This window comes from Streptomyces sp. ME19-01-6, from assembly GCF_033793745.1.
In the GTDB taxonomy this organism is placed as follows: domain Bacteria; phylum Actinomycetota; class Actinomycetes; order Streptomycetales; family Streptomycetaceae; genus Streptomyces.
Genome location: NZ_JARAXF010000036.1, coordinates 72,939 through 85,034, shown reverse-complemented (window position 1 = coordinate 85,034; position 12,096 = coordinate 72,939). Strand labels below are relative to the sequence as shown.

At 70.8% G+C, this 12,096-nt stretch carries 11 protein-coding genes; 3 read left to right on the top strand and 8 right to left on the bottom strand.

The features are described from left to right. Nucleotides 1–3: 3 nt before the first annotated feature. Nucleotides 4–1,566 carry an NAD(P)/FAD-dependent oxidoreductase gene (locus tag PV419_RS44225; protein ID WP_319698809.1) on the bottom strand — a complete coding sequence of 521 codons (1,563 nt, stop codon included), beginning with the start codon at nucleotides 1,564–1,566 and terminating at the stop codon, nucleotides 4–6. 176 nt (nucleotides 1,567–1,742) lie between these two features. Between PV419_RS44225 and PV419_RS44220 the strand changes: the two genes are divergently transcribed. Then, nucleotides 1,743–2,423 (top strand): class I SAM-dependent methyltransferase, encoded by a 681-nt coding sequence (locus tag PV419_RS44220; RefSeq protein WP_319698808.1) that lies wholly within the window; start codon nucleotides 1,743–1,745, stop codon nucleotides 2,421–2,423. Nucleotides 2,424–2,534: 111 nt separating this feature from the next. Here the strand turns inward: PV419_RS44220 and PV419_RS44215 are convergent, their stop codons facing one another. From PV419_RS44215 to PV419_RS44185, 7 genes are all read right to left on the bottom strand, one after another. After that, nucleotides 2,535–3,368 (bottom strand): ABC transporter ATP-binding protein, encoded by an 834-nt coding sequence (locus PV419_RS44215; protein WP_415925517.1) that lies wholly within the window; start codon nucleotides 3,366–3,368, stop codon nucleotides 2,535–2,537. Then, nucleotides 3,361–4,293, bottom strand: coding sequence for an ABC transporter permease (locus PV419_RS44210; RefSeq protein WP_319698806.1), 933 nt, complete (start codon nucleotides 4,291–4,293; stop codon nucleotides 3,361–3,363). Before PV419_RS44210 ends, PV419_RS44215 begins: the two co-directional genes overlap by 8 nt. An 83-nt stretch (nucleotides 4,294–4,376) precedes the next feature. Beyond that, nucleotides 4,377–5,261 (bottom strand): glycosyltransferase family 2 protein, encoded by an 885-nt coding sequence (locus PV419_RS44205; RefSeq protein ID WP_319698804.1) that lies wholly within the window; start codon nucleotides 5,259–5,261, stop codon nucleotides 4,377–4,379. Next, nucleotides 5,261–6,052: a CDP-alcohol phosphatidyltransferase family protein gene (locus PV419_RS44200; protein WP_319698801.1), complete on the bottom strand. Its 792-nt coding sequence runs from the start codon at nucleotides 6,050–6,052 to the stop codon at nucleotides 5,261–5,263. The genes PV419_RS44205 and PV419_RS44200 overlap by 1 nt, the downstream gene beginning before the upstream one ends. Beyond that, nucleotides 6,018–7,091, bottom strand: a complete 1,074-nt coding sequence (locus PV419_RS44195) for an iron-containing alcohol dehydrogenase family protein (RefSeq protein ID WP_319698799.1) — start codon at nucleotides 7,089–7,091, stop codon at nucleotides 6,018–6,020. The genes PV419_RS44200 and PV419_RS44195 overlap by 35 nt, the downstream gene beginning before the upstream one ends. Beyond that, nucleotides 7,079–7,816, bottom strand: a complete 738-nt coding sequence (locus tag PV419_RS44190) for a phosphocholine cytidylyltransferase family protein (RefSeq protein WP_319698798.1) — start codon at nucleotides 7,814–7,816, stop codon at nucleotides 7,079–7,081. Before PV419_RS44190 ends, PV419_RS44195 begins: the two co-directional genes overlap by 13 nt. Next, nucleotides 7,813–9,705, bottom strand: a complete 1,893-nt coding sequence (locus PV419_RS44185; RefSeq protein ID WP_319698860.1) for a DUF5941 domain-containing protein — start codon at nucleotides 9,703–9,705, stop codon at nucleotides 7,813–7,815. Before PV419_RS44185 ends, PV419_RS44190 begins: the two co-directional genes overlap by 4 nt. A gap of 271 nt (nucleotides 9,706–9,976) precedes the next feature. Between PV419_RS44185 and galE the strand changes: the two genes are divergently transcribed. Beyond that, a complete protein-coding gene (gene galE, locus PV419_RS44180) occupies nucleotides 9,977–10,948 on the top strand; it encodes a UDP-glucose 4-epimerase GalE (protein ID WP_319698796.1) in 972 nt (323 codons plus the stop codon). A 179-nt stretch (nucleotides 10,949–11,127) separates the two neighbouring features. Beyond that, nucleotides 11,128–12,051: a cation diffusion facilitator family transporter gene (locus PV419_RS44175; RefSeq protein WP_319698795.1), complete on the top strand. Its 924-nt coding sequence runs from the start codon at nucleotides 11,128–11,130 to the stop codon at nucleotides 12,049–12,051. Nucleotides 12,052–12,096: the final 45 nt, after the last annotated feature.

Sequence of the window (12,096 nt, the reverse complement as noted above, 5' to 3'; positions counted from 1 at the left end):
CTTTCACCTGTCCAGCGCCGGCTGCGGCACGTCGTCGGGTTTGAAGGTGGGCACGTCCAGACCGGTGCCGAGGTGGCCGAGCACCTCACGGGCGGTGTTCATGCCGGAGAGGACCACCCGGAAGGACGCCGGACCTTCCTCGGTCCAGTGGCCGGAGAGAAACAGACCGGGCACCGGCGTCTCATGGGCGAGCCGCTTTCCTCCGATCTGGTGAGGGCTCAGCGCCCAGCCATAGGTGGCGCCCTCGTGATTGCGCGTGTAGCGCTCGATGGTCACGGGCGTGCCCGCCTGCAGGAACGTCAGATGGTTCCGCAGGCCGGGGATCACGGACTCGAACTCGGCGAGCAGGGAGTCGGCGAACTGGTCCTTGTGCTGCTGCCACGGCCTGTCGCCGGGCAGCCGGTAGGGCGCCACGGCAGTGCCGATCAGCAGATGCTCGCCCGGCGGAGCGAGCCCGGGATCGAGCATCGTCATCACGGACAGCGACATCCCGCCCGGCCGACCGCCCACCAGGTCCCGCCAGGTCTCCTCGTGGTCCCAGTGGTTGTACTTGAAGGTCTCGTGCGCGACGCCGAGGGCGGGCACGTCCTGCGTGGTCGCCGCGTACACGACGCAGGCGGACATCGACGGCCGGAGCCGCCGCAGCCGCCGGGCGTAGGGCGGGGGCAGATGCTCGGCGCCGACCAACTCCTCGAAGGTCTGGCGGGCGTCCGCGTTCGAGATGACCACCGGGGCGGTGCACACATCCCCCTCCGCCGTGCGCACCCCCACGACCCGGCCGTCCTGCAGCAGGATCCGCTCGACGGGGGTGCCGGTGAGGACCTGGCCCCCGTGCCGCTCGACCGCGGTGACAAAGGCGTCCACCAGGTTCTGGAAGCTGCCCTTGCAGTAGTACGGGCCGTCGATGAGCACCCCGATGAACTGGGCGTAGGCGAAGAACGACAGCTGAGAGGGCGGCGCCCCCATATACGGCCACAGGGCCGAGCACATGGCCTTCAGCCGCGGGTCGCGCAGATACTCGTCCATGACCTGCGCGAGCGTCGCCGTCCGGTACTTCATCAGCGTCGGCAGCAGCTCCTCCAGCTGCCCGAGGGCCGACGGGTCGGTCACCCGCATGGGCGCCTGCGCCGTCTCCCAGAACATCTGGCGGCGCAGCTGGAAGAAGGCGCGGATGCCCTCCGCCTCGCCCGGGAAGAGCCGGATGTGGGCCTCCATGAACTCCTCCAGGCCCGTGGGCGCGAAGACGCTCATCCCCGGGAACTCCGCCTGGTAGAGATGGTCGATGACGGTCAGCTCGCACCGGTCCTGGACGCCCAGCCAGTCCAGCAGCCCGAGCACCATCTCGCCCTCGGCCAGCACCCGGATCGCCGAGTCGAAGGTCCGCCCGTCCCGGGTGAAGGCGTGCGCGAGCCCGCCAAGACCTTCGCCCTGCTCACAGACGAGAACCCGCAGCCCCGAGCGCGCCAGGACGGCCGCGGCCGAGACGCCTCCGAGCCCGCTGCCCACGACGATGGCGTCCCACTCCGTGCTTATGACGACGGGCCTGCTGGTGACGGGCTGGCTCATCTGATCTTTCCTCCGCTCGGTATCCGTACTGCCCAACAGATCCGGCGCCGCGTCACGCGGATACATCCCTTGCGCGTGTATCCACCGGCCGCCGGCCGGGATCTGTAAAAGGGAGGAAGGCTGTGCCCTGCACAGGTTCAGAAAGTCCGAGCAGGCCCGGGAAGGGAGCCGATCGTATGGGAGACCAGCGTGACCGCGAGCGTGACAAGGCAAGCGCCGCCGCCGCCGCGGCTGCCGTCTACTCGCGGCCCCTGCTCGCCCTGTACGACACGCTCGTCCTGGGCGCGGTGTGCCGCGCGGTGTGGCGCTGCCCGCCCGAGGAGATGCTCGCCCTCTACGACCGGCATGTATCCGGCCGCCATCTGGACATCGGTCCGGGCACCGGCTACTTCCTCGACCGGTGCCGCTTCCCCAGCCGCCTGCCGGAGATCACCCTGGTCGACCTCAACCCGACGGTGCTGGCGACCGCACAGCGCCGGATCGCGCGCTACGGCCCCACGGCGCTGCGCCGTGATGTGCTGCGCCCGATGGAACTGGACGGGCGGCGCTTCACCTCAGCCGCGTTGAACTTCGTGCTGCACTGCCTGCCGTCGGGATCGCCGGCGAAGTTCGCGGTCTTCGACCATCTGCTGCCGCATCTCGAGCCGGGGGCCCAGGTGTTCGGCAGCACCGTGCTGGCGCACGGAGTGCGCCATACGGCCGTCTCCCGCCTCCACCAGCGCGAGTGTGTGAGGCGCGGGGTGCTCAACAACTCGGCGGACTCGCTGGAGCTGCTGGACGAGGCGCTCGGGTCCCGGTTCGGGCGCCATCACATCCGCGTGCGCGGCACCGTCGCGCTCTTCGACGCCACCGCCTGAGCGCCACCCGTATGAGCCGACAAGCACATGAGCCGACAAGCGCCGCAGGCCCCGCCGGACGGTATCCGGCGGGGCCTGCTGGTGCGCTGGTGGTCTGCGTGCGGAAGTCGGCTACTTGCCGGTCTCCTTCTCGTACGCCTTGATGACCTCGTCCGTCGGGCCGTCCATCAGCAGCTCGCCCTTCTCCAGCCACAGCACCCGGTCACAGGTGTCCCGGATCGACTTGTTGTTGTGGCTGACCAGGAAGACCGTGCCGGCGTCCTTGCGCAGCTCGCGGATGCGGGCCTCCGAGCGCTTCTGGAACTTCCGGTCGCCGGTGGCCAGCGCCTCGTCGATCATCAGCACATCGTGGTCCTTGGCCGCGGCGATCGAGAACCGCAGCCTGGCCGCCATACCGGAGGAGTAGGTGCGCATCGGCAGCGTGATGAAGTCGCCCTTCTCGTTGATGCCCGAGAAGTCGACGATTCCCTCGTAGCGCTCGCGGATCTGCTCTCGCGACATCCCCATGGCCAGTCCGCCGAGGATGACGTTCCGCTCGCCCGTCAAATCGTTCATCAGCGCCGCGTTCACGCCGAGCAGCGACGGCTGGCCGTCGGTGTAGACCTTGCCGCGTTCGGTGGGCAGCAGCCCCGCGACGGCCTTGAGCAGCGTCGACTTGCCGGAGCCGTTGGAGCCGATCAGGCCGATCGACTCGCCGCGGTAGGCCACGAAGGTGACCCCGCGCACGGCGTGCACCTCGCGCATGCCCGGGGCGTTCTTGCGGCCGAGGATGCGGCTGAGGGCGGCGGTGGCGCTGCCGCGGCCACGGGGGCCGCCGTTGACGCGGTAGACGATGTGCACATCGTCGGCGATGACGGTCGGGATGCGCCCCGCGGCCGGGGCCGCCTGAGCGGCCTGGTCCGCCTTGAGCGCCTGGGAGGTCTCGTCAAGGGTCTGCTCAGCCACGGCCGTACTGCTCCTCTGCCTTCCAGAAGTACACGAAGCCGCCGGCGCCGAAGAGCACCGCCCAGCCCAGGGCCAGCGCCCACACGTGCGGAGGCAGGTACGTGTGGCCGTAGCCGTCGATCAGCGCGTACCGCATCAGGTCCATGTAGACGGCCGCCGGGTTCCCCAGCATGACGTCGGAGACCCAGCCGCTCGCCCCCGCCCGCTTGAGCGTGGTCGCCAGCGGGTACATCACACCGGACGCGTACATCCACGTCCGCAGAATGAACGGCAACAGCTGGGCGAGGTCCGGGGTCTTGGCCCCGAGCCGGGCCATGATCAGCGAGAGACCGGTGTTGAAGACGAACTGCAGTGCCAGCACCGGGAGGATCAGCAGCCAGGCCGGGGCCGGGTAGTGCCCGAAGCCGAGCAGGACGATGACCAGCACGATCATCGAGAACATCAGCTGCTGGAGCTGCTGCAGCGAGAAGGAGATGGGGAGCGAGGCGCGGGGGAAGTGCAGGGCCCGCACCAGACCCAGATTCCCCGAGATCGCGCGCACACCCGACATCGCCGAGTTCTGCGTGAACGTGAAGACGAAGACTCCCGTCACCAGGAACGGGATGTACGTGTCATGCTCCATGCCCCTGTTGCTCTTCAGGAGCAGGCCGAAGATGAAGAAGTACACCGCCGCGTTCAGCAACGGTGTGGCCACCTGCCACAGCTGGCCGAGCTTGGCCTGGCTGTACTGGGCGGTGAGCTTGGCCTGCGAAAAAGCCAGAATGAAGTGGCGCCTGCCCCACATCTGCCGGACGTACCCGGACAGGCTCACCCGGGCGCCGCTCACCGACAGCCCGTACTTCGCCGCCAGCTCTGCCGGGGCCAGGCCGTCATCCGGCGACGGCGGGGCGCTGGCGACCGCACTGTTGTGCGTAGTCTCGCTCACAGTTGACACTTTCGTCCTCATCAGGGGTGCGCTGACGGGGGCCGCGCCCCGGGTCGCGCCCGATGCTCTCAGATACGAGCTTGTCAGATGACAGGCGGTCGGCCCAGTCGGGTCAGGCGCCATACCGTACGCCACTTCATGGGGCGGCGTGCACCACACGGAGTCTTCCAGCCTTCCCGGAACCCGCCCAGCCAGGCACGGAGAGCGGCTTTCGAGGGTCGCCGGGCCAAGGTGAGCAGCAGCCAGACGCCGAGATAGACGGGGATGAGCGGGATGGGGAGATTGCGCCGCGCCAGCCAGACCCGGTTGCGGGCGACCATGCGGTGGTAGACCGCGTGCCTGCTCGGCGCGGTGGCCGGGTGGTGCAGCACCATGTCCGACCGGTAATCGATCATCCAGCCGGCGTTCAGGGCGCGCCAGGCGAGGTCGGTCTCCTCATGGGCGTAGAAGAAGTCGTCCGGCAACCCGCCGACCTGCGTGAAGACCTTCGTACGGACCGCGTTGGCACCGCCGAGGAAGGTGGTCACCCGCGAGGACCGCATGGGGTCGGAGGCGCGCAGCCGGGGTACATGGCGGCGCTGTGTGGTGCCGGTCTCGGGGTCGGCGATGCGGAACGAGACGATGCCGAGCTCGGGGTCGGCGGCGAAGGCCTGACGGCACAGCTCGGCGGTGTCCGTGTGGGGCAGCAGGCCGTCGTCGTCGAGGAAGAGCAGTACATCGACCTCGGCGCCGCCGGGGCCGAACGCCTCGATGCCGACGTTGCGCCCCGCCGGGATGCCCACGTTCTCCGGGAGCTCGACGGTGCGCACCCCGTCCGGGAGCTCGGGCAGCGGTGAGCCGTTGCCCACGACGACCACCTCGATCCGGTCGCCGTCCTGCTTGGCGACCGAGTCGAGCAGCGCGCGCAGCTCGTCGGGGCGGTTGCCCATCGTCAGGACGACCGCGCCGACCTTGAGTGTGTCCGTCATCACTTCAACCTGCTCGACGCGAGGATGGACACCAGGTGAAGAAGAGTTTGCAGAAGGGCGATGCCCGCGAGTACGGCGACGCCGAGTCGGGTGAAGAACAGGTCGCCCCGCATCGAGTCCAGCACCGCCAGGACCAGGATCAGCAAGGACGCCTCTATCCCGAGCACCAGCCGGTGGAACTTGAGCGCCGCGGCGGCCCTGCGGGCCATCGCCATGCCGGAGGAGCGCGGCTCGGACGCCGCCTCCTTGACCGGCGGCAGCCCGCCCTGGTGGCGGGCGACGCCGACGAGGTCGGTCTCGGCCTTGATCAGGATCGCGCCGAGGGCGGCCAGGGTGCCCAGGAAGGCCCAGAGCCAGTCGATCCGCCCGCTGCCCCACAGATCGGCGGCGCGCAGGCCGAAGCCGACGAGCACCGCGGCGTCGGTCAGATAGGCGCCGACCCGGTCCAGGTAGACCCCGCCGAGCGAGAATTGCTGCCGCCAGCGCGCGATCTCGCCGTCGACGCAGTCGAGCAGCAGATAGAGCTGAACCATCAGCACGCCGAGCACGGCGCCCGCGATCCCCGGCACCAGCAGGGCCGGGGTCGCGAGCACGCCGCAGACGGTCATCAGGTACGTGAGCTGGTTGGGCGTGACCCGCGTGTTCACCAGGTGCCGGTCCACCCGCAGCGAGATCTCCCGCATGTACAGGCGTCCCCCCCAGTGCTCACCGCTCCGCCGGTCCTTCACACCCGCGGGGTGGACGACCGGGCGGAGTTCAGCCACCGATGGTTTGACTGACTGCTTTGGCATAGTCGGCGTATGCGTCCCTGATCGCGTCGGAGGAGAGGTCAAGGTGCTCGAGGATCGTGTAGCGCCCGGGGCGGGTCTGCGGCGCGTACTCCACCGCCTTGACGAACTCGTCCTCGCTGAATCCGATTTCGGTCGGCAGGACGGGCAGGCCGTGCCGCCGCAGTACGTCGACCATCAGCGCGGATTCCTCGTGCGAGCCCCGCAGGTGCATCGCGAAGGCGGCGCCGAGGCCGACCTGCTCCCCGTGGAGCGCGGAGCGCTTGGGGTAGAGCAGGTCGAAGGCGTGGCTGATCTCATGGCAGGCGCCGGAGGACGGCCGGGTGTGACCGGCGATCGACATGGCGATGCCGGACAGCACCAGGCCCTCTGACAGCACGGTCAGGAAGTCGTCGTCCCCGCAGCCGCCGGGGTGCCGGAGCACCGACTCGCCCGCCGTACGGGCCATGGCCGCCGCGAGGCCGTCGATCGGCTCGCCCGTCTCGCGGTGCGACAGCTCCCAGTCCGCGATCGCGGAGATGTTGGAGACGGCGTCGCCGACGCCGGAGCGGACGAAGCGCACCGGGGCGTCGCGGATCACATCGAGGTCGATGACCAGCGCGATCGGGGTCGGCACACCGTATGAGCCACGGCCCGCGTCGTTGTCCAGGATGGACACCGGCGAGCAGATGCCGTCGTGCGACAGGTTCGTCGCGACGGCGACCATCGGCAGGCCGATGCGCGCGGCGGCGTACTTGGCGGCGTCGATGATCTTCCCGCCGCCCAGGCCGACGACCGCGTCGTAGTGCCCCGACTTCATGGCGTCCGCCAGCTGGATGGCGCCGTCGATGGTGCCGTCGGCCAGCTCGAACCAGTCGGCGCCCGGCAGCACCGGGGCCAGCCGGTCGCGCAGTACGGCGCCGGAGCCGCCGCTGATCGCGACCGCCAGCTTGCCGGAGGCCGAGATGCGCTGGTCGGCCAGCAGGCCCGCCAAGTCGTCCAGGGCCCCGGCGTTGATGTCGACCGAGACGGGAGACGGGATGAGGCGGGTCAGTACTGGCATGCGATCTCACGGCCCTTCGCGAGGTCGTCGTGGTTGTCGATCTCGACCCACTTGATGTCGCCGATCGGGGCCACGTCGACCTTGAAGCCGCGGTTGACCAGCTCCTGGTAGCCGTCCTCGTAGTACAGGTCGGGGTCGCGCTCGAAGGTGGTCTTCAGCGCGTCCGCCAGCTCCGCGGCGGCCTCGCCCTCGATGAGGGTGACGCCGATGTACTCGCCGGTCGCCTCCGCCGGGTCCATGAGCTTGGTGATCTTCTGGACGCCCTTCTCGGGGTCCACGACGACCTTCATCTCCTCGTCGGCGAGCTGCTTGACCGTGTCCAGGGCGAGGATGATCTTCTGGCCGTTGCCCTGGGCGGCGAGCAGGGTCTTCTCGACGGAGACCGGGTGCACGGTGTCGCCGTTGGCGAGGATCACGGTGTGCTGGATCGCGTCACGGGCGCACCACAGGGAGTAGGCGTTGTTCCACTCCTCGGCCTTGTCGTTGTCGATGAGGGTGAGCTTGAGGCCGTACTTCGCCTCCAGCGCCTCCTTGCGCTCGTACACGGCCTCCTTGCGGTAACCGACCACGATCGCGACCTCGGTCAGGCCCACCTCCGCGAAGTTGCCGAGGGTCAGGTCGAGGACGGTGGTATCACCGTCGACGGGTACCAGGGCCTTGGGAAGGGTGTCGGTGTAAGGGCGCAGACGCCTTCCGGCGCCGGCCGCCAGCACGAGGCCGATCATGCGGGTTCTCCTGTTTCGTCGTGTACAGCGGGTGCTCCGGAGGACACCCAGAAGCGGATGCTCTCGCTGAGCACGGCCAGCGCGAGGGCCGCCGCGAGAGCGGTCAGCGCGATGGTGAAGCCTTGGTTCTGCTCGTACAGCAGGGCGGCGGCGACCGTGACCGCCAGGGTCCGCCCCTCGTGCCCGCCGATCGCCCGCACCAGCCAGTGCGGGGGCGCGCCGGTGCCGCCGCGGATGCGGTACACCGTGTCGTAGTGATGGTAGGCGACCGCTGACACCAGCCCGAAAGCGGCGGGCAAGGCCCCGTTCACCCCCGAGTCGGCTGCCAGGACCAGGATGGTGCCGTATTCCGCGGCACGGAAGACCGGCGGCACGAGCCAGTCGAGCGGGCCCTTCAGCGGACGGGCCACGGCCAGTCCCGAGGTGAGCGCGTAGCCCGCGGCGGCGGCGACCGCCCAGGGGCTGCCGAAGGACGTGAGCGCCGCCACGGCGACCACGACGGCCGCTCCGAGCAGGGCGAGAGCGGGGGCGGCCAGGGCCGGGAGCCGGCGCGCGGCCCCGCGGAGGGCCGCGGCGAAGCCCTGGGCGAGCGGGCCCGGGTCGGCGAGGTCCGCGAGGGCGAGCGCCGCGCGGTCCGTGCGCCGCGCCTTGCGGGTCAGCGACCGCAGCACCCGGCCCGCGGTGGTGTAGCAGGCGGCCAGCGCGCAGCCGATGAGCAGGACGTAGAAGGTGATACGGGGCGTGGTGCACGCGGTGAGCACCGCGATCATCGCCCAGCGCTCGCCGATCGGCAGCACGATCATCCGGCGCAGCCAGACCGTCCAGCCGACGCTGTCGAGGCGGTTGGAGAGGGCGGCGGTGGGACTGGTGTTGCCGGTGGCGTCGTGGTTCGCCTCGTTGAAGGAGAAGTCGACGACGTGGCGGCAGGTCTGCAGCACCATCGCGCCGAGCGCGAGCGCCCATACGTCATCCCCGCCCCCGTCGGCGCGCGCGGCGCCCAACGCGAGCCCCGCGTAGTACGCGTACTCCTTGGCCCGGTCGAACGTCGCGTCCAGCCAGGCGCCGAGCGTGGAGTACTGGAGGGAGTAGCGGGCGAGCTGGCCGTCGGTGCAGTCCAGGACGAAGGAGGCGATCAGCAGCAGCCCGGCCGCGATGAACCCGGGGCGGGTGCCGGTGGCCGCACAGCCCGCCGCGATGAGGGCGGTGAGCAGGGAGGCGGTGGTGACCTGGTTGGGCGTCAGCCCGCGACGGGCGCACCAGCGGGCGATGTAGCGCGAGTAGGGGCTGATGCAGAAGGTCGTGAAGAAGCCGTCCCGCGCCTTGACGGCGCTGCGCAGCCGCACCTTCTCGTCGTCCACCGCCCGGGTGCGGGCCAGCGCCTCGGCGCGCCCCGGCGCGTCCTCGGGTACGTCGGCGACGAGCACCCCCAGCTCGGGCCGGTGCACGGCGACGTCCTCGGCACCCAGGGCGTCGGCGAGGGCGTCGGGCAGCACGGCGGAGCCGTCCGGGGCCGGCAGGTGCACGTCCGCCCCAGGGGCCGCCGTGGCGCCCGCCACTGCGAGGGCGCCGCGCCCGGGCGCCGCCGCCCCCGGCGCGTACACCGTCAGCGCGCGGGTGAGCGCCGCGCGGGCCTCCGGCTGGGCGGTGAGGGCGCCGTGGACCGCGGCGGCCGGGAAGCGCGGATCGGTCAGGGCCAGGCGCAGCGCGTGGACGTGGCCGACGAAGCGCGGGTCGACCAGGGCCACCCGCTCACGCGCCGGGGCGGCCGCGAGCTCCCTCGCGACCCCGGCGGCGTCGGCTGCCGTGCGCACGTCGAACCCCAGCGACCGCAGGTCGTCCTCAAGGGACGACCCCGCGACCGCGGGACCGGTGAGAATGGCGGTCGACAGACGAACTCACTCCTTGGCAGCTGGCACGGTGGCCGCGCCGGACAGGGATCGGCCGGGGGCCGCCGTCCGGACAGCGGGCGTCACACACCCCGGGCCCCGCGAGGGGCGGGCGGCACGTCGGCAGAGGCTATCGGATGCAAGGAAGCGTCCGTTCACCGCACATTCATCACCCGCTCGGGGGAACGACGGCTTCCGCTGCCGCGATCATCATGGTGGATGGCGGTGCTCCGGGACAAACGCCGCCCGCCCCGGCTGTGGATAAGGTGCGGTCATGACGTGGCTGATCACAGGTGGTGCCGGATATATCGGGGCGCATGTCGTGCGGGTCATGGCGGAGGCCGGGGAGCGTGTCGCCGTGCTCGACGATCTGTCCAGTGGTGTCGCCGAGCGGCTGCCGGACGGCGTCCCTCTGGTACAGGGCTCCGCGCTCGACCGTGAGCTGCTGGACCGCACCTTCGCCGATCTCGGCGTGACCGGGGTGGTGCACCTGGCGGCGAAGAAGCAGGTCGGGGAGTCCGTCGAGCAGCCGCTGCGCTACTACCGCGAGAATGTGCACGGCCTGACGGTGCTGCTGGAGGCGGTGGTCGCGGCCGGGGTCGGCAGCTTCCTCTTCTCCTCCTCCGCCGCCGTCTACGGGATGCCGGATGTGGAACTCGTCACCGAGGACACCCCCTGTCGGCCGATGAACCCGTACGGAGAGACGAAGCTGGCCGGAGAGTGGCTGGTCAGGGCCACGGGCGCGGCCCACTCGATCTCTACGGCCTGTCTGCGCTACTTCAATGTGGCGGGCGCCAGCCGCCCCGGGCTGGCCGACACCGGAGTGTTCAACATCATCCCGATGATGTTCGAGCGAATCACCCAGGGGGAGGCGCCCCGGATCTTCGGTGACGACTATCCGACGCCGGACGGCTCCTGCATCCGTGACTACATCCATGTCGAGGACCTGGCCTCCGCCCACCTCGCCGCGGCCCGCCGGCTGGCCGAGCGGCCGGGAGGGGGCGATCTGACGGTGAACATCGGCACCGGCCGGGGCGTCTCCGTGCGCGAGATGGCACGGCTGATCGGCGAGGTGACCGGCCACCCGGAGCTCGCCCCGGTGGTCGAGGCGCGCCGCGCCGGCGATCCGGCCCGGGTCGTCGGATCGGCCGAGCTGATCGCCAGGGAGCTGGGCTGGAGCGCGCGGCACGGGGTGGAGGCGATGGTGCGGTCGGCCTGGGAGGGCTGGCGCCTGCACCACGCCTAGACCGTCCGGCGGTCGGGCCCGAGACCGCCCGGCAGCGGCGCACGCGACGCCGCGGGCCCCGCTGCCGGACGGTCTCGGGCCCGGCGCGGCTGACCGCGCCGTGGGGCGCCGCCGTAGTTCACTGGGCCGTAGGCAGCTGGCGCGCCCGGGCAGTGGCGGCGCGCGGGAGGAGGCCGTACATGGGCGCAGGCCACGACCACGGCGGCGGCCTCGGCACGGTGGGCGCCGCGCATCAGTGGCGGCTGCGGGCCGCCCTCGGCATCACGCTCACGGTGACGGCCGTGGAGGTGGTCGGCGGTGTGCTCGCCGGTTCGCTCGCGCTGCTCGCGGACGCCGGCCACATGGCAACCGACGCCCTCGGGCTCGCCATGGCGCTGCTGGCGATCCACTTCGCGAACCGCCCGCCGAGCCCGCGCCGCACCTACGGCTACGCGCGGGCCGAGATCCTGTCCGCGCTGGCGAACTGCCTGCTGCTGCTCGGCGTGGGCGGCTACATCCTGTACGAGGCGGTGGTTCGGTTCATCACCCCGAGCCCCAGCCACGGCGGGCTGACGATCCTGTTCGGCGCCGTGGGCCTGGCCGCGAACGTGGTGTCGCTGGCGGTGCTCAGAGGCGGGCAGCGGGAGAGCCTCAACGTCCGCGGGGCGTTCCTGGAGGTGCTGGCGGACGCGCTGGGTTCGGTCGCGGTCCTCGTATCGGCGGGGATCATCGTGACCACCGGCTGGCAGGCGGCGGATCCCATCGCCTCCCTGCTGATCGGCCTCATGATCGTGCCGCGGACGTTCCGGCTGCTGCGGGACACGCTGAACGTCCTGCTGGAGGCGGCGCCACAGGATGTGGACATGGATCAGGTACGGGCCCACATCCTCGCCCTCCCCGGCGTCGAGGGGCTGCATGATCTGCATGTATGGACCATCACCTCGGGCATGCCGGTACTCTCCGCACACGTGGTCGTCAGCAGGCGGGCGCTGGACGCGGTCGGCCATGAGCGGATGCTGCACGACCTGCAGGGCTGTCTGGGGGAACACTTCGACGTGACCCATTGCACGTTCCAGCTGGAGCCGGGCGGACATGCTGAGCACGAGGCCAAACTTTGCCACTGACACATGGCACAGGTGCGGCAGACTTGAAGGTTCCGAGACGGACGA

Coding starts and splice junctions, on each gene's coding strand:
- PV419_RS44190 (WP_319698798.1), bottom strand. CDS start 7,816: ATGATCGGCCTCGTGCTGGCGGCCGGCGCCGGAAGGCGTCTGCGCCCT.
- PV419_RS44205 (WP_319698804.1), bottom strand. CDS start 5,261: ATGACGGACACACTCAAGGTCGGCGCGGTCGTCCTGACGATGGGCAAC.
- galE (WP_319698796.1), top strand. CDS start 9,977: ATGACGTGGCTGATCACAGGTGGTGCCGGATATATCGGGGCGCATGTC.
- PV419_RS44195 (WP_319698799.1), bottom strand. CDS start 7,091: ATGCCAGTACTGACCCGCCTCATCCCGTCTCCCGTCTCGGTCGACATC.
- PV419_RS44200 (WP_319698801.1), bottom strand. CDS start 6,052: ATGCCAAAGCAGTCAGTCAAACCATCGGTGGCTGAACTCCGCCCGGTC.
- PV419_RS44175 (WP_319698795.1), top strand. CDS start 11,128: ATGGGCGCAGGCCACGACCACGGCGGCGGCCTCGGCACGGTGGGCGCC.
- PV419_RS44225 (WP_319698809.1), bottom strand. CDS start 1,566: ATGAGCCAGCCCGTCACCAGCAGGCCCGTCGTCATAAGCACGGAGTGG.
- PV419_RS44220 (WP_319698808.1), top strand. CDS start 1,743: ATGGGAGACCAGCGTGACCGCGAGCGTGACAAGGCAAGCGCCGCCGCC.